Annotated in this window: 14 protein-coding genes; 8 read left to right on the top strand and 6 right to left on the bottom strand. The window is 72.4% G+C overall.

Translation table 11 applies throughout. The annotated features are described in order from the left end of the window. The first annotated feature begins 28 nt into the window (after positions 1-28). The 7 genes from ASF45_RS04895 to mrtJ all read left to right on the top strand — a co-directional run bounded on the left by ASF45_RS04895 (position 29) and on the right by mrtJ (position 7,801). Entirely contained in the window at positions 29-703 is a 675-nt protein-coding gene (locus ASF45_RS04895) for an alpha/beta hydrolase (protein ID WP_056657843.1), read from the top strand. A gap of 138 nt (positions 704-841) precedes the next feature. Then, positions 842-3,007, top strand: a complete 2,166-nt coding sequence (locus tag ASF45_RS04890) for a TonB-dependent siderophore receptor (RefSeq protein ID WP_082550811.1) — start codon at positions 842-844, stop codon at positions 3,005-3,007. 36 nt (positions 3,008-3,043) lie between these two features. Next, a complete protein-coding gene (locus ASF45_RS04885; RefSeq protein ID WP_056657840.1) occupies positions 3,044-4,171 on the top strand; it encodes a PepSY domain-containing protein in 1,128 nt (375 codons plus the stop codon). Then, complete coding sequence (locus tag ASF45_RS04880) at positions 4,168-4,911, top strand: hypothetical protein (RefSeq protein WP_056657837.1); 744 nt, start codon at positions 4,168-4,170, stop codon at positions 4,909-4,911. Before ASF45_RS04885 ends, ASF45_RS04880 begins: the two co-directional genes overlap by 4 nt. After that, on the top strand, positions 4,908-5,252 hold the full coding sequence (locus ASF45_RS04875) for a hypothetical protein (protein ID WP_056657835.1): 345 nt from the start codon (positions 4,908-4,910) through the stop codon (positions 5,250-5,252). Before ASF45_RS04880 ends, ASF45_RS04875 begins: the two co-directional genes overlap by 4 nt. A gap of 153 nt (positions 5,253-5,405) precedes the next feature. Further along, positions 5,406-7,361 (top strand): alpha/beta hydrolase domain-containing protein, encoded by a 1,956-nt coding sequence (locus ASF45_RS04870; RefSeq protein ID WP_156472851.1) that lies wholly within the window; start codon positions 5,406-5,408, stop codon positions 7,359-7,361. A 29-nt stretch (positions 7,362-7,390) separates the two neighbouring features. Further along, on the top strand, positions 7,391-7,801 hold the full coding sequence (gene mrtJ, locus ASF45_RS04865; protein WP_162243958.1) for a JDVT-CTERM system glutamic-type intramembrane protease: 411 nt from the start codon (positions 7,391-7,393) through the stop codon (positions 7,799-7,801). 72 nt (positions 7,802-7,873) lie between these two features. Here mrtJ and ASF45_RS04860 read toward each other — a convergent pair whose 3' ends face one another. From ASF45_RS04860 to ptsP, 4 genes are all read right to left on the bottom strand, one after another. Continuing rightward, positions 7,874-8,698 carry a shikimate 5-dehydrogenase gene (locus tag ASF45_RS04860; RefSeq protein ID WP_056657826.1) on the bottom strand — a complete coding sequence of 275 codons (825 nt, stop codon included), beginning with the start codon at positions 8,696-8,698 and terminating at the stop codon, positions 7,874-7,876. Between the two features lie 103 nt (positions 8,699-8,801). Continuing rightward, entirely contained in the window at positions 8,802-10,529 is a 1,728-nt protein-coding gene (locus ASF45_RS04855) for a fructose-specific PTS transporter subunit EIIC (protein WP_056657823.1), read from the bottom strand. A 15-nt stretch (positions 10,530-10,544) separates the two neighbouring features. Then, the gene (locus tag ASF45_RS04850; protein WP_056657820.1) at positions 10,545-11,510 is read right to left on the bottom strand and encodes a 1-phosphofructokinase family hexose kinase; all 966 of its coding nucleotides are present in this window, start codon (positions 11,508-11,510) and stop codon (positions 10,545-10,547) included. Continuing rightward, positions 11,510-14,026 (bottom strand): phosphoenolpyruvate--protein phosphotransferase, encoded by a 2,517-nt coding sequence (gene ptsP, locus ASF45_RS04845; RefSeq protein ID WP_235580803.1) that lies wholly within the window; start codon positions 14,024-14,026, stop codon positions 11,510-11,512. Before ptsP ends, ASF45_RS04850 begins: the two co-directional genes overlap by 1 nt. 196 nt (positions 14,027-14,222) lie before the next feature. On the opposite strand from ptsP, the gene ASF45_RS04840 reads away from it, so the two are divergent. Continuing rightward, positions 14,223-15,257, top strand: a complete 1,035-nt coding sequence (locus tag ASF45_RS04840) for a LacI family DNA-binding transcriptional regulator (protein ID WP_056657814.1) — start codon at positions 14,223-14,225, stop codon at positions 15,255-15,257. Here the strand turns inward: ASF45_RS04840 and selD are convergent. Further along, a complete protein-coding gene (gene selD, locus ASF45_RS04835) occupies positions 15,244-16,302 on the bottom strand; it encodes a selenide, water dikinase SelD (RefSeq protein ID WP_056657811.1) in 1,059 nt (352 codons plus the stop codon). The two genes, ASF45_RS04840 and selD, sit on opposite strands and share 14 nt — an antisense overlap. Before the next feature lie 43 nt (positions 16,303-16,345). Next, positions 16,346-16,858, bottom strand: a complete 513-nt coding sequence (locus ASF45_RS04830; RefSeq protein WP_056657808.1) for a MarR family winged helix-turn-helix transcriptional regulator — start codon at positions 16,856-16,858, stop codon at positions 16,346-16,348. Positions 16,859-16,950: the final 92 nt, after the last annotated feature.

Raw genomic sequence — 16,950 nt, 5'->3', positions numbered from 1 at the left:
ATCGACGCTTTTGCGCACCGGAGCCGCCATGAAGACCTTGCTCGACAGCATCCAGATCGAGTCCGCCCCCTCGCCCACCGCCGCCGTGATCTGGCTGCACGGCCTGGGCGCCAGCGGCGACGACTTCGCCGCCATCGTGCCCGAGCTGGACCTCGCCGGCTGCGCGCCGATCCGCTTCGTGTTCCCGCATGCGCCGGTGATGCCGGTGACCATCAACAACGGCTTCGAGATGCCGGCCTGGTACGACATCTTCGCGCCGGACCTCGTGCGCCGCGAAGATGCCGAGGGCATCGCGCGTTCGGAACTGGCCATCGAGGCGCTGATCGCGCACGAGGTGGCGCGCGGCATCCCCGCCAACCGCATCGTGCTGGCCGGCTTCTCGCAGGGCTGTGCGATGACGCTGCACACCGGGCTGCGCCACCCCCAGCGGCTGGCCGGGCTGATCGCGCTGTCGGGCTACCTGCCGCTGGTCGGCAGCCTGGCGGCGGAGCGCCACCCGGCCAACTTCGCCACGCCCATCTTCATGGCCCACGGCACAGCCGACCCGGTGGTGGTGCTGCCGCGCGCCGAGGAATCGCGCAAGGCGCTCGAAGCGCTGGGCTACGCCGTGCAGTGGCACACCTACCCGATGCCGCACAGCGTGCATCCGCGCGAAATCGCGGACATCTCGGCCTTCCTGCGCAAGGTGCTGCCGGCGGCGTGAATCCAGGAAGCCTGCCGTGCGCGCGGCAGGCAGTGCAAAATTTTTATGAACAAAAACAATTCTCATTAGAATCCCGCCCGCACCGGATTCCTGAATTGCCCACTCGGAGGGCTGGCCGGCGCCACTGTCAACGCCGCCATGCACCCACCAACGCCCTTCACCGCCGCCCGCCGCACCGCCCCGTCCCGCGCCACCCCCACGCCACAACCGCGTCACCGCGTCGGCACGCTGTGGGCCTGGAGCCCCTTGGCGCTGTGCCTGTCGCAGGCCGTGTGGGCGCAGTCCGCCCCGGCCGCGTCGGCGCAGCTGCAGGAAGTGCGCATCAACGCCAGCACCGAGAAGGATGTGGGATTCGCGCCTGCCGAGGCACAGACCGCCGGCAAGGCCCCGATGCGCCGGCTGGAGACGCCGCAGTCCGTCAGCGTGGTGACGCGCGAGCAGATGGAGTCGCGCCAGGTCACCAATCTGCAGCAGGCGCTGCAGACGGTGGCCGGCGTCAGCCCCGTGAACTTTGGCCGGCGCGGCATCGACGACATCAACATCCGCGGCTTTCGCTCCACCGAGTCGGTGCTGATCGACGGCCTGGTGCAGAGCCCGGGCATGTGGACACGCCTGACACCCTACGGCTACGAGCGCGTCGAGGTGCTCAAGGGCGCGGCCTCGGTGCTGTATGGCCAGGTGCAGCCCGGCGGCATCGTCAACGCGGTCAGCAAGCGCCCCAAGCGCGAAGCGCTGAGCGAGGTGGGCGTGGAGGTGGGCAGCTTCGGGCAGCGCACGCTGCAGGCCGACCTGAACCGGCCGCTCAACGAATCCGGCAAGGCCGCGCTGCGCATCAATGCGCAGGTGGCCAACAGCGACGACCCTACGGACTTCGTCTACCGCCGCGACCGCTGGGTCGCGCCATCGCTGGCGCTGGACCTGGGCGCGGACACCGATCTGGTGCTCTTCGCCACCTACAGCAAGAGCAACTGGCTGCGCCAGCAGGGCATCTCGCCCTACGGCACGGTGCTGCCCAACCCCAACGGCAAGCTGCGCACCACGCTGTTCACGGGCGATCCGAGCTTCGGCGGCTACGACATCGAGACCACCTCGATCGGCTATGCGCTGGAACACCGTTTTTCGCCCGCGCTCACGCTGCGCCAGAACCTGCGCTACGAAAGCGAGAAGGGCACGGGCAACGTCGTGGCCAACGCCACGCTGCAGGCCAACCGGCGCCTACAGAACCGCACCGCCACGCGCCAGTACATCGACGACGACATGCTGGCGACCGACACCTCGCTGCTGGCGCAGTTCTCTGCCCTGGGCGCGCAGCACCGCCTGGTGACGGGGCTGGACGCACGCTCCGGCCACAGCTGGCTGGGCAGCCGGCGCTGCACCATCGGCGCGCTCGACCTGTTCAACCCGGTCTACGGCATGGCCGCCAGCTGTCCGACGGGCATGTCGGCCGACGCGCCGGAGAAGCTCACGGTGCTGGGCCTGTACGCGCAGGACCAGATCAAGTTCCACCCGCAATGGACGGCGCTGGTCGGCGTGCGGCGCGACTGGTCGGACCAGCGGACCGACGACCGGCTCGCCGGCACGCGCACGCGGCAGAGCGACGCTGCGACCACGCTGTCCGCCGGCCTGGTGTACGAGTTCGTGCCCGGCTGGGCCGCCTATGCGAGCTATGGCGAATCGTTCCTGCCCGTGGTGGGCCAGCTCACCGGCGGCGGCGCCCTGGCGCCGGAGACCGGCAAGCAATGGGAGGCCGGCCTCAAGTACGAGGCGCCGGGCGGCGGTCTCACCGGCGCGCTCGCGCTGTTCGACCTGACACGCCGCAATGTGACCAAGGCCGACCCGGTCAACACCGGATTCAACCTGCAGACCGGCGAGCAGCGCGCGCGCGGCGTGGAGCTGGAAGTCGGCGCCGACCTGCGCCGCAACCTCAAGCTCACGGCCGCCTACACGTTCACGGACACCGAGGTCACGCAGGACGACGACGCCGCCCTCGTGGGCCAGCCGCTCAACCTCACGCCGCGCCACACGCTGGCGCTGTGGGCCACCTACAAGCTGCCGCAACTGCCCCGTGTCACGCTGGGCGCGGGCATGCGCTACGTCAGCGAGCAGATCGGCTCGTACCCGTTCACGCTGCCGGCCTACACCGTGGCGGACCTGTCCATCGGCTACGCAGGGCCCAACTACCGCATCACCGCGGGTGTGAAGAACGTCTTCGACCGGACCTACTACGACGGCGCCGTCAACGCCAACGTGGTCTCACCGGGCCTGCCGCGCAGCTTCAGCCTGGGCGCGACCTACTTCTTCTGACACGGGCCGCCCGCGACCCGTCGCCACGCGCAAGCCATGCCCAGCCAGCGCACCCTCGCCCGCCTGCTGACCCTGCACGCCTGGGCCGGCATCGTCACCGGACTGCTGCTGTTCGTCGTGTGCTTCTCGGGCGCCGTGGTGGTGTTCAAGGAAGAGATCGACCTGTGGGCCAACCCCTCGCTGGCCCGGCTGCCGCGCGCCGAGGCACCCGTGGCACTGGACACCGTGCTGGCGCAACTGCAGGCGCGCTATCCGGGCGCGACGGTGGAGACCATCGCGCTGCCGGACGGTGTGAACCCCGCCTACTTCGCCTTCCTGCACGAAGCGGGCACGCCGGCCGCGCAGCGCACCAAGGTCGCGCTGCGCGCGGACACCGGTGCCGTCGTCGGGCCCGTGGACAGCCAGCTCGGCCAGTACCTGCGCATGCTGCACGTGTTCCTGTTCTTCGGGCCGCGCTGGATCGTCGGCTTCCTGGGCGTGGCGATGCTGGTGCTGATCGCCACCGGCATCGTCATCCACCGCAAGATCCTCGCCGAGCTGTTCACCCAGCGCTGGGGCCGCAGCCTGCGCGTGGTGCTGTCGGACCTGCACAAGTCCGCCGGCATCTGGGGGCTGGGCTTCCACATCCTGATCGCTGCGACGGGCGCCTGGCTGGGGCTGGCGCCGCTGTTCGAGCAGGGCTGGGACTACGTCGCGGGCACGGCGCCCGCCGCACGGGCGGCCGCACCGGGCAAGGCACGCCCCGCGCCCGCCGCCATGCCCTCGCTGGACGCGCTGCATGCCGCCGCACGGCAGGCCGTGCCCGGCCTGCAGGTGGCCTACGTCTCCCTGCGCCAATGGGGCACGGCCACGGCGCAGGTTCGCTTCACGGGCGGCCTGCAGGACCACCTGGCCAGCACCGCGCGCGTGGAGATCGAGGCCGTCACCGGCCGCGTGCGTGCGCGGCACGACCCGCGCACCGCCGGCTTCTGGTCGCTGGCGAACGGGCTCATGGAACCGCTGCACTTCGGCGACTTCGGCGGCCTGCCGCTCAAGTGGCTGTACTTCTTCCTGGGCCTGACGCCGGCCATGCTGTCGCTGACCGGCACGCTGGTCTGGCTGGACGGGCGCCGCCAGCGCGCCGTGCGCAGCGGCGGGCCGTTGCCGGCCCATCCGGCGCCATGACGCGGCTGCTGGTCGCGCTGCACGCCACCGCGCCGGCCGCCCTGGTAGCGGCCATGCTGCTGCACCTGTGGCCGCCGGCCGGCCTGCCGCCGCTGGCGCAGCGCCCGCCATGGGCCACCTGGGCCTTCCTCGGCACCTGGCTGCTCAGCGCCGTGCTGGCCGCGCGTTGGGTGGACGGTGCACGCCTGTGGCGGCTGGCGCTGGCTGCCGCCGCCGCGCTGCTGCTGCTGGCGGGAGCCGCCGGCCTGGGGCTGGGCGCGCCGCTGGCCCCGGCCATGGCCTGGGCGCTGGCATTGCTGGGCGCCGGCTGCGCTGCGCTGGCAGCCTGCATCGGCCCGGCGCGGGTGCTCGCCGCCCCGCGCCGGCCCGTGCCGGCGCGCGCCGCGCCGGCACGCACGTGGCGCCAGCGGCTGGCCGCGCAGGCCGGCCACGCACCGTTCTGGCTGGCCGGCGCGCTGGCGGTCGAGTCGTTCCGGCTGGCCCACGTCGTCGCCACGGGCGACGCGCGCCCCTCGGGCATGCTGGGCCTGCTGCTGGCCGGCCTGGTCGCCCTGCCCGCCGCCACGCTGCGCACCTGGATGCCGCGCACCAGCGGCGCGCTGTGGGCCGTGGCGGCGCTGGCCTATGCAGGGTTGGCGGCCAGGGCCGGCCTGGCGGCATGGACGGTGGCGGCGCTGCTGTGCCTGGGCGCGGCGCTGCACGCCATGCTGCGCCGCCCGCCGGCCCGGAGCACGCCGTGAACGCGGTGCTGCTGGCCGGCTGCGCGGTGCTGGCATCGCTGCTGCCGTTGGCCGCGTGGGCGCACGCCGTGCCGACGCGGGCCTGGGGCGACGCTGCCATGGGCCCCTACGCTGCCTGGGCCATTGCGCTGGCCAGCCTGGTGCTGCAGGCCGTGGCCGCGGGCCATGCGCTCGGGAGCGCCGGCGGCATGGCACTGGTCGCGTCGGCGTGGATGGGCTTGGGCTGGCTGCTGGTGCTGGCCATGAACCAATGGCCTGCGCCGACCCGGCGCGTGGCGCTCGCGCTGGGGCTGGGCGGCCTGGCCGGCTGCGGCCTGGGCCTCGCGGCGGCCTTGCCCTGACGCTGCGCGGCGCGCGTCGCCGCCAGACTGTTGCGATTGGTTGCACAGCGGCGCGCATTTTCAGGGTTTCCCACCAGACCTCTATAACGAACCGTTCCGTACATTTTTGGCACCACGGTTTGTGGAATGGTTTTCCGCTTTGAGGAGGCAAGCATGAGAATGGGAGACAAGGGCGGCCTGATGGCCGGATGGCGGTGGCGCAGCGCCCTGGCGGCAGCGGCGCTGGTGTGGACGGCTGCGGCCCACGCGGCGATTCCGGTGCCGGCCGTGGAAGGGCCCATCCGCTCGGACCTGGCAGCCGCGGGCAACAACCGCACGTTCTTCGGCACCGACCTGGATCTCGCCGCGCGCGGCTATGTCGAGGAAGAGTTCTTCTACAGCGGCCAGGCCAACCGCTACGACGCCACCGTGGCCGGTGGCATCGGCGCGCGACCCAGCGCTTCGCCGACCGCCGCCATCGTCGATGGCGGCCACGGCTACAAGACACGCATGGTGGTGCGCCGGCCGGCCGACGCGGCCCACTTCAACGGCAAGGTCATCGTCGAATGGATGAACGCCACCAGCAACTACGACGTGGAAGCGTTGTGGTTCCGCATCCACGAGTTCGTGCTGCGCGAGGGCTACGCCTGGGTCGGCATCACGGCGCAGAGCGGCCCCATCACCAACGCCACCCTGGGCCTGAAGGCGTTCAGCCCGGCGCGCTACGGCACGCTGGACCTGACAGCCGGCGGCCGGTTCACGAGCGGCGATCCGCTGTCCTACGACGTCTACGCCCAGGGACTGAAGGCCGTGCGCAGCGCCACCGTGATGGGGCCGCTGGCGCCGCGCGTGCAGCAGGTCGTGGCCGCCGGCGTGTCCCAGTCCGCGGGCCGGCTGTCGGTCTACCTCAACGCCATCCACCCGCGCGACGAGAAGCTGGCCGATGCGGCGCTGCTGTACATCGGTGGAGAGAAGGTGCGCACCGACCTCAACCTGCCGGTGCTCAAGCTGCTGTCGGAGACCGAGTACACGGCGCCGGCCTCGGCCAACGAGATCAACGTGATCCAGCCGGACACCGAGCGCATCCGCGTGTGGTCCATGGCCGGCACCTCGCATTCGGACTGGGCCTCGTTCGCCGTGCGCTACGCGCTGCTGCAACGCGACCAACCCTCGGCCCCGCTGCGCGACAACTGCGCGCTGCCCAGTCGCAGCCGCATCCCGGACCGCTACGTGATCTCCGCGGCCATCGATTGGCTCGGCAAATGGGCGGCGGGCACGGCCGTGCCGCCGTCCAGCCCGACGATCGCGCTGCAGGCCGATGGCACGACGGTGCAGCGCGATGAGCGCGGCAACGCGCTGGGCGGCATCCGCCTGGCACCGTTCGCCGTGCCGGTGGCGTTGGACAGCGGCTACAACGAGGTGCCGGCCGGCAGCACCGGCCTGTGCTTCCTGAACGGCACGCATGTGCCGTTCGACAGCGCCACGCTGGCCGCGCTCTACCCCTCGCCGGCGGACTACCAGCAGAAGTTCCGCACCGCCGCGGCCGGCAACGTGGTCCAGGGCTACGTGCTGCAGGCCGATGCCGACGAGATGGTGCGCGAGGCCGAGGTCTCTCTGTACGGCCGTGGCGTGGACTGCGGCCCGCTGTGCGCCAATTTCGCGCAGTTCCCGATCCAGCCGTCCACCGGCCTGCTGCGCGACCACGTGCGCTTCCTCTACGTGCGCGATGCCGAGCCGCTGCTGCGTTCCATCGACGCGGCGTCGTTGAGCGTGGCCCACGGCTACAGCGCGGCCGACGCGCGCGAGAAGACCGCACAGTTCTCGCAAGGCGCCAGGTGGCTGCAGCGGCTGCAGGAGCAGTTGGCCGCCTACCGCGCCGACGGACGGCTGACGGACGGCCAGGCCGCCTTGCTGTCGGGCTATGCCGGCACGCTGCTCGACGCGCTGGCCGCCCTGGGGGCCGATCCGGCGTCCGTGCAGCTCGACGGGAGCGTGGTGGAAACGCTGTATGGCCGCGACGGCGGCGGTGGCTGCAGCAGCATCGGCGCGCGCGGCGTGTTCGATCCGACGCTGTGGTTGCTGGCCGCGCTCGCCGGCCTCGTGCTGGTGCGCCGCGCACGCGCTGGATGACACCCGCGGTGGCCAGCGCAGCCCGGCGAGTGCAAGGCCTTCGCCTGGGCGCGCCGCTAGGGGCTGCCGTGCTGCTGGCACCGGCGGCGGCCTGGGCCTGGCACCGGCTGGCACCACAGGGCGCGGCCACGGCCATGCCCGATGGCCAAGGGCTGTGGATGCTGCTGCTGGTCGCGCCGGTGCTGGAAGAGATCGTCTTTCGCGCCGGCTTGCAGGCCGGCCTGGTCCGGCATGGCTGGCGGCCCGGCGTGGCCATGGTGGTGGCCAGCGCCGCATTCGCCGCGTGGCACCTGGCAGCAGGCCAGGGCCCGGCCGCGCTCGCGGTGTTCCTGCCATCGCTGGTGTTCGGCCACGCCTACGCGCGCCACGGCCTGGCCTGCGCGATGGCCTGCCACGCCTGGTTCAACGCCTGCCACCTGGGCGCCATCGCGGTCGCTTGAGTGGCGCCGCGGCGCCGGCTCAGGCCGTGCGCGCGGCCCTGTCCTCCGGCCCCTCGATCTGCCGGCCCGATCTCACACGGCGCGCGCGTGCGCCGCGGCGGCAGCGATCTGCGCGGCGCTGGGCCGCACGCCGGTGTACAGCACGAACTGCTCCACCGCCTGCAGCACGATGACCTCGTCGCCGCCGATCACCGGCTTGCCCAGCCGGCGCGCGGCGCGCAGCAAGGGCGTCTCGGCCGGCAAGGCCACCACGTCGAAGACGCCGGCCGCACGGGCAATCCAGTCGTCCGGGAAAGCCTGTTCATCCGCCTGCGCGCCCGCCATGCCCAGCGGCGTGACGTTGACCAGCCAGGCACCATCGGCCTGGTGCGCATCGCCCAGTGCCTCCTGCCAGGGCAGGCCGTGCAGCGCGGCCACGGCCGGGCCGGCCTGCGCGTTGCGCGCCACCACGCAGCCCTGCAGGCCGTGGTCCACCAGCGCGGCCAGCACGGCGCGGCCCATGCCGCCGCTGCCGCGCAGCACGAAACGCCCCGTCGGGTCCACGCCATGGGTCTGGAGCAACGCGGCCACGGCGATGTAGTCGGTGTTGTGGGCGATGAGCCGGCCGCTCTCGTTGACGATGGTGTTGACCGACTGCAGCCGTGCCGCCGAGGGCTTGAGCTCGTCGAGCAGCGGGATGCAGGCCTCCTTGAATGGCATGCTCACGGCGCAGCCGCGGATGCCCAGGGCCCGCACGCCGCCGATGGCGGCCGGCAGGTCTGTGGTCGTGAAGGCCTTGTAGACGTAGTCCAGCCCCAGCGCGCGGTACAGGTGGTTGTGGAAGCGCGTGCCGAAGTTGCCGGGCCGGCCCGACAGCGACATGCACAGCTCGGTGTCGCGGCTGATGTCCATGTTCATGCGGCGCCTCCGCCAAGTGGTGTGTGTTGCAGCGTAGCGCCGTCGGCGCCCCTGCCGCATTCGCTGGTCCGGTCCCCGCAGGCGGGGGCCCTCTCCCTGGCGCTCATGCGGCGATCTTCTTCTTGAACAAGCCCAATGCCAATGCCGTGACCACCGTGCCCGCGACGATGGCCGCGCCATACAGCAGCACATGGTTCACCGCGTTGGGAATCGCCAGCACGAACACGCCGCCGTGCGGCGCCTGCAGCGCCACGCCCCACCACATGGACAGCGCGCCGGCCGTGGCCGCGCCCAGCACGCAGGCCGGGATCACGCGCAGCGGATCGCGTGCCACGTAGGGGATGGCGCCCTCGGTGATGAAGGCCAGGCCCAGCACGGCGGCGGCCTTGCTGGCCTCGCGCTCCTCGGCCGAGAAGCGGCTGGCGAACAGCTTGCAGGCCAGCGCGATGCCCAGCGGCGGCACCATGCCCGCGGCCATGGCGGCGGCCATGGGCGTGGCCACGCCGCTGGCGATCAGCGAGGTGGAGAACACGTAAGCCGCCTTGTTGATGGGGCCGCCCATGTCGGCGGCCATCATCGCGCCGAGCACGATGCCCAGCAGCACGGCGCTGGCGCTCTGCATGCTCTTGAGGAACTCGGTCAACGCTGTCATGGCCGCGGCCACAGGGTGGCCGATGACCATCAGCATCAGCAGACCCACGATGGCCGAGCCCAGCAGCGGCAGCAGCAGCACGGGCTTCAAACCCTCCAGCCCGCGCGGCAGGCGGATCCACTGGTTCAGCCACTTCACGGTGTACCCCGCGATGAAGCCCGCCGCGATGCCGCCCAGGAATCCCGCGCCCACGGTCCCGGCCAGCATGCCGCCCACCATGCCGGGCGCGATGCCGGGCCGGTCGGCGATGGAGAACGCGATGTAGCCCGCCAGCGCCGGCACCATGAGCGCGAACGCGGCCTTGGCGCCGACCTGGAACAGCGACCAGCCGATGGTGCCCTGGTGCGCGTCGTCGTAGACGTAGATGCCGCCCAGCGCGAAGGCCAGCGCGATCAGCAGACCGCCTGCCACCACGAAGGGCAGCATGAAGGACACGCCCGTCATCAGGTGTTTGTAGGGGCCGCTGGCAGCGGCCTTCTGCGCGCCGGCCGCGGGCGTGGCGGACGAGGCCGCCTGCCACGGCGTGGCCTCGGCCCGGGCCTTGCCGATCAGCGCCGCGGCGTCGTGGATGGCGGCCTTGGTGCTGGCGCTGTACAGCCGCTTGCCGGCGAAGCGCGCGCGGTCGACCTGGGTGTCGGCGGCGATCAGCACGAGGTCGGCCTCGGCGATGGCCTGGGCCGTGAGCGCGTTCTGCGCGCCGACCGAGCCCTGTGTCTCCACATGGATCCGGTGGCCCAGCGCCTTGGCGCCCTGCTCCAGCGCCTCGGCGGCCATGAAGGTGTGGGCCACGCCGGTGGGGCAGGAGGTGATGGCCACGATGCGCAGCGGCTCGGCAGCCGCCTGCGCCACGGGCCCGGCGGCGGCCATGCCCAGCCGCGCGAGCGCCTGCTGCACGACCTGGGCCGGATCGCGGAACACGACCTCGGGCGCCACTTCCAGCAGCTTGTCGGCCGGCAGCGCGCCGCGGTCGATGCCGCTGCCCGCGTCGGCGGCCAGGATCACGGCCTGCGCCTGGGCCAGCTCCGCGGCCGAGAAGCCTTCCTGCGTGCCGAAGCTGCTGACCACGCGCAGCTTGAGGTCGTGTCCGAGCCGGGCGGCTGCCGCCAGCAGGGCCTCGCCCAGCATGAAGCTGTGGGCGGGGCCGGCCTGGCTGGCGGCGATGGCGAAGAGTTGGGCCATGGTGGGTGTCTCCAGTCAGATGGCTTGGGGGTGGATCTGCGCGGCCAGCGCGTCGATCTCGGGAAGCGGCGGCAGGCCGGGTGCGATGCGCTGGATGCGCGCAGCCGCGCAGGCCATGCCGAACACGGCGGCATCCAGCGGCGCGCGGCCCGCGATCAGCGCGCCCAGCGTGCCGGCGACCAGCGCATCGCCCGCGCCGACCGTGGTGGCCACCGGCACGCGCGGCGTGGGGGCGAACCAGCGCGCACCGCCGCTGGCGATGACGGCGCCCTCGCCACCCAGTGACACCACGACCAGCGCGATGCCGCCCTGCTGCAGCTGCGCCGCTGCGTCGGCCACGGCCGCCACGGTGGGCAGCGGGCGGCCGACCAGCTCTTCGAGCTCGGCCCGGTTGGGCTTGATGAAGTCTGGCGCGGGCTGCAGCGCATCGAGCAGCGTCCGCAACGCGGCGCCGCCGGTGTCCACCATGAGCCGCGCGCCGTGGCTGCGCAGCGTGCTCGCCACGCGCGCCATGTCGGCCGGCGTCACGCCGGGCGGCAGGCTGCCAGCCAGCGTGACCCAGGTGCCGGGGCCGACCAGCGGCACCAGCGTTTCCAGCAGGCCTTGCTCGGCGCCAGCCTGCAGCACGGGGTCGAAGGCGATGCCGGGCAGGTTGATGTCGGTGGTCTCGCCGCGCTCGGCATCGGCCAGCTTGATGTTGGTGCGGGTGCGGCCTGGCACGCGCCACATGGCGTCCACGATGCCGGCCTGTGCGAAGCTGCGCTCGAAGCGCTGCGGGTTCTCCACGCCGAGCCAGCCGCCCGCGGCCACGCGCACGCCCAGCGCGGCCAGCACGGCGGCCACGCCGATGCCCTTGCCGCCGGCCTCGAACTGCTCGGCCCGCGCCCGGTGCACGGCACCGGGCACCAGGCGCTCCAAGGTGACGGTGTGGTCGATCGCCGGATTGGGCGTCAAGGTGATGACCTGGATCGCGTCGGCCATCACACGCGCTCCGGTGCGGCGCGCAGCTGCGCGCCGAGTGCGCGCACCTGGTCGCCGTCGTCCATGTCCAGCGCCCGTTGCGCCAGGGCCTGCAGCTCGGCCAGGCTGTGCCGGCGCAGCAGCGCCTTGATGGCGGTGAGGTCGCCCACGCTCATGCTGAGTTCCTGCACGCCCAGGCCGGCCAGCAACGCAGCGCCCAGCGGCTCGCCCGCCAGGCCGCCGCACACGCCGACCCAGCGGCCGTGGCGGCGCGCGCCGTCCACCGTGTCGGCCACCAGGCGCAGCACGGCCGGGTGCAGGCTGTCGGCCATGCCGGCCAGCTGCGGGTGCTGGCGGTCCACCGCCAGCGTGTACTGCGTGAGGTCGTTGGTGCCGATGGAGAAGAAGTCCACGTGCGCGGCCAGCCGGTCGGCCATGCGCGCGGCGGAGGGCACCTCGATCATGATGCCGACGGGGATGGCCCGGCCCGCCATGCCGAGCTGCTGCTGCACCTCGGCCAGCCGCGCCTTGAGCTGGCGCACCTCGTCCACCGTGCTGATCATCGGGAACATGATGGACAGCGGGCCCGTCTGCGCGGCACGCACCAGGGCGCGCAGCTGCGGCATGAGCAGGTCGTCGCGCTGCAGGCACAGGCGCGCGCCGCGCACGCCGAGGAAGGGGTTCTCTTCCACCGGCAGGTTCAGGTGCGGCACCTGCTTGTCGCCGCCGATGTCCAGCGTGCGCACGATCAGCGGGCGCCCGCCCATGGCCTGCACCATGGCCTGGTAGACGGCGAACTGCTCCTCCTCGTCGGGCGCGTGGTCGCGTTCGAGGAACAGAAACTCGGTGCGCATCAGGCCCACGCCCTCGGCGCCCTGCTCCAGCGCGCGCGCCACCTGGTCGGCGCGGTTCACGTTGGCGGCGATCTCGACGGTGTGGCCATCGGTGGTGGTGGCGGGCTGCAGGCGGCTGGCGGCTTCCTCGGCCTGGTGGCGGGCCAGGCGCTCGACCATGGCCTGGGTTTGCAGCAGTGCCTCCTCGGTGGGCGCCACGTGCAACTGGCCGCGGTAGCCATCGAGGATGGCGCGCTCGCCCGGCGCCAGGTGCAGCACGCCGGGGCCGGCGGCCACCACGGCCGGCAGGCCCAACGCGCGCGCCAGGATGGCGGTGTGCGCGGTGGGGCCGCCACGCGCGGTGCAAAAGCCTTTGACGCGCTGCACGTCGATCTGCGCGGTGACCGAGGGCGAGAGATCGTCGGCCAGCAGCAGCGCGTCGCGCGGCCAGGTGGAAGGGTCGGTGCCGGCGTCGTCGCCGCGGCCCAGCAGGTGGCGCAGCACGCGCTCGCCCACGTCCTGCAGGTCGGCCGCGCGGGCGGCCAGTGTGGCGTCGGCCACGGCGCGCTGGGTGGCCACGCGCTCGGCCAGCACATGGCGCCAGGCCCAGGCCGCGCCATGGCCCTGCACCACCAGGCGGCTGACCTCGCGCAGCAGCGCCGGGTCGCGCAGCATCTGGCCGTGCGCGTCGAAGATGCCGGCCTGCTCGGCGCGGCCCTGGGCGCGGGCCTGCTCGGCCAGGTGGTAGATCTGCGCCGCAGCGGCGTTCAACGCGCGGTCGAGCAGCGCGGCGTCTTCGGCGAAGCCCTGGTGCTGGTCGGCCACCTCCAGCGTGCCGGCTTCGGCGCTGACCAGCGTGCCGATCACCAGGCCCGGGCTTGCCGCAATGCCGCTGATGGTCTGGCGTGCGGCCGGCTGCCAGTCGCCCAGCACGCGGCCCAGGCCCTGGGCCTGCGACTGGCGGGCGGCGGCCAGCTCGGCCTGGCGCGTTTCCTCGTCGCCCAGGCGCTGCACCAGATCGCGCAGCGCGGCCAGGGCAGCCTCGGCGTCCGGGCCCTGGGCAGACAGGCGCAGTGCCGCACCGCGGCCAGCGCCCAGGCTCAGCAGCGCGGCCATGTTGCGCGCATCGGCCACGGCCTCGCCATGGCGCACGCGCAGCGCGGCCTGGAAGCGCGCGGCCAGCTGCGCCCACTGCCCGGCCGGGCGCGCGTGCAGGCCGTTCGGATAGTTCAGCGTGAGGTCCAGGCCCAGGGAAAAGTCCTGCGCGGGGGCGGCGGCGGCATCGGGCGCGGCGTCGCTGGTCAGCGCAGCGACGATGTCCTCCGCGCGCGCCGAGCGCACGAGCTGCGCGATGCGGTTGCCGCCCTGCATCAGCCGCGTGAGCCGGCGCAGCACGGTGATGTGCTCGTCCGATGCGGCGGCAATCGCCACGACCAGGTGCACCGGCTTGTCGGCGCTGCCCCAGGCCACGCCATCCGGCACCTGCAGCACCGCCAGGCCGGTGCGGCGCACCAGGCCCTTGTCTTCGACCATGCCATGCGGAATGGCCACGCCCTGGCCCAGATAGGTGGTGGCGACCTGCTCGCGGCGCAGCAGGCTGGCGACGTAGCCGGCGTCGCAGAAGCCGGCCTGCACCAGCAGCGCGCCGGCGCTGCGCACGGCATCGTCGCGGTCGGCCGGGCTCGCCGCGAGGCGGACTTCCACGGGAGTGGGGAGGACTTCCAAGCGTGTCTCCAAAGTTATGGAATCGATTCCAAAATTATTCCGCAAGAGAACGCCACCGGTCCATAGAACTGCCCTGCATCACATCAAAAACAAGGGTAAACACTGATAAATCTTGTTCTTCCACGGACAAATCGCGCCTGAAAATTCAGGAATCGATACCAAATCAAGCCCAGCCATGTCGTCCATCCTCGCCAGCCCGACCAGTCCCAGCATCAAGGATGTGGCGCAGCGCGCCGGCGTGTCGACGACCACCGTCTCGCGCGTGCTGACCGACGCCGATGCCGTGCGCCCCGTGCTGCGCGAGCGCGTGCAGCAGGCCATCGCCGAGCTGGGCTGGCGGCCCAGCCTGGCGGCTCGGCGGCTGCGCCAGCGCCGCACCTCGCTGATCGGCCTGGTCGTGGCCGACATCCGCAACCCCTTCTTCACCGCCATCAGCCGCGCCGTGGAAGACATGGCCTACGCCGCCGGGCTGCGGTTGATCCTGTGCAACAGCGATGAAGACCCGGCCAAGGAGCAGTCCTACCTGGAGCTGATGGCCGACGAGCGCGCCAGCGGCGTGATCCTCGCGCCCACGCTGGAGTTCACCGAACGCCCGCAGAGCGGCCCCTGGCCGTTCCCGCTGGTGATGGTGGACCGCGCACCCGCTTCCAACGCGGCCGACGCCGTGCTGCTGGACAACGTCGCCGCGGCCGGTGAGCTCACGCGCCACCTGCTGGCCCAGGGCTGCCGGCGCATCGCGCTGCTGGCGGGCAGCCAGAGCAGCACGGGCCGCCAGCGCCAGTCCGGCTACGAGGCGGCGCTGCGCGAGGCCGGCCTGGCGCCGCGCGTGCTGGCGCTGCGGCCCGACGCCCAGGCCGGCCAGGAGGGCGCAGCGCAGCTGCTGGCCGAGCCACCAGGCACGCGGCCCGACGCCCTGCTCGCCACCAGCGGCCTGCTGTTGCTGGGCGCTTGGCGCGCCGCCCGCGCCGCCGCGCTGGCGCTGCCGCACGACCTGGCCCTGGCCGGCTTCGACGACAACGACTGGACCACCATGACCGAGCCGGCCATCACCGTGCTGGCCCAGCCGACCCAGGACATCGGCCGCAGCGCGGCCGAACTGCTGCTGCAGCGCATGGCCGAACCCGACCGCGCGCCGCGGCGCATCGTGCTGCAGGGGCAGCTGCTGGTGCGGGGGTCGAGTCTGCGCGCGGGAGCGGTCAGCGCACGATGAGGCGGGGGCCGCCGGCCCAGGCCCGCATCTCGCCGATCTCGGCGGCCTGCGTGAAACCGTGCTGGCCGAACAGCGCCAGCACCGCGTCCACGCTGTCGGGCGCACAGGCAACGAGCAGGCCGCCGCTGGTCTGCGGATCGGTCAGCAGCGCGCGCTCGGCATCCGGCAGGCCGCTCGCCACCTCGGCGCCATAGCCCAGCCAGTTGCGACCCGAGGCGCCCGTCACGCAGCCGGCCGCGACGAGTTCGCGCACGCCCTCCAGCACGGGCACGCGCGCCCAGTCCAGCAGCACCTGGCAGTTGGCGCCGCGCGCCATCTCCAGGCCATGGCCGGCGATGCCGAAGCCCGTCACGTCGGTCAGTGCGTGCACACCGGGCAGCGCGGCCAGGGCCGGGCCGGGCGTGTTCAGCCGCGTGGTGGTGTCCATCATGCGGGCGTAGCCGGCGGCGTCGAGCCGTTCCTTCTTGAAGGCGGCCGACAGCACGCCCACGCCCAGCGGCTTGCCCAGCACCAGCCGGTCGCCCGGCTGCGCACCGGCGTTGCGGCGCACGCGGTCCGGGTGCACCAGGCCCAGCGCCACCAGGCCGTAGATGGGCTCGACCGAATCGATGGTGTGGCCGCCCGCGATCGGGATGCCGGCGGCCTGGCAGACCGATTGCCCGCCCGCCAGGATGCGGCCGATGGTGGCCGTGGACAGCACGTTCACCGGCATGCCCACGATGGCCAGCGCCAGGATGGGCTGGCCGCCCATGGCGTAGACGTCGGAGATCGCATTGGTCGCGGCGATGCGGCCGAAGTCGTACGGGTCGTCCACGATGGGCATGAAGAAGTCGGTCGTGGCGATCAGCGCCTGCTGGTCGTTGAGCCGGTAGACGGCGGCATCGTCGGCCGTCTCGATGCCGACCAGCAGCTCGGGCGGCACGGGCAGGCCGCCCTGGTTCTTCAGGATCTCAGACAGCACGCCGGGCGCGATCTTGCAGCCGCAGCCGCCGCCGTGGGAGAGCGAGGTCAGGCGCGGCTCGGCCGCGGGCGTGGTGGAGGACATGGATGGCAGCTGTGGCAAACGAACAGGGGCTGGATTGTGCGGCTCAGCCGTCCACAGCCACTTCGCCACCGCCTTGCGCATCGTCCACCCGCTGCATGTTGTCGAGCAGCTTGAGCAGGTAGTGCAGGCTGTGGGTCACATCGTTGACCGAGAAGCCGTCGAGCACCTGGCCGTAGTAGCCGTGGATCTTGGGCAGGGCTTCGTCCTGCCAAAGCCGCCGGCCGGCATCGCTCATGGAGATGATGCGCGAGCGCCGGTCCGCCGGATCGGGCCCGGTCTGCACCCGGCCGTCGCGCTCCATGCGGCCAATGAGGCCCGACAGGTTCTGCCGACTCACCTTGAGGTAGCGCGCCAGCTCCCCCACGCTCATGCCGCCCCCCGCCTCGGGCCGAGACAACGCACCCAACACCGCCCACTGCTGTGTGGTCAAGCCCTCCTGCTCCACGGCGCGCGTTCCAGTTTTATGCAACATATTTGCACATTGGTACAAACGAAAAAACAGGCGATTGGCCAGAGCCATGCGCGCCGCCTGCGACTCCTCTTCAGGGTAAACCATCAAATCTCCTCAAATCCGGGACTTGCAATGCGGGAGCTGCCGAACCACAATTGGGTCAACATATTTACCTATATTTCTGATCCCGGCAATGC

The sequence above is a fragment of the Pseudorhodoferax sp. Leaf265 genome, assembly GCF_001422365.1.
Classification (GTDB): Bacteria; Pseudomonadota; Gammaproteobacteria; order Burkholderiales; family Burkholderiaceae_C; genus Pseudorhodoferax.
This window is presented reverse-complemented; position numbering and strand designations above follow the sequence as displayed.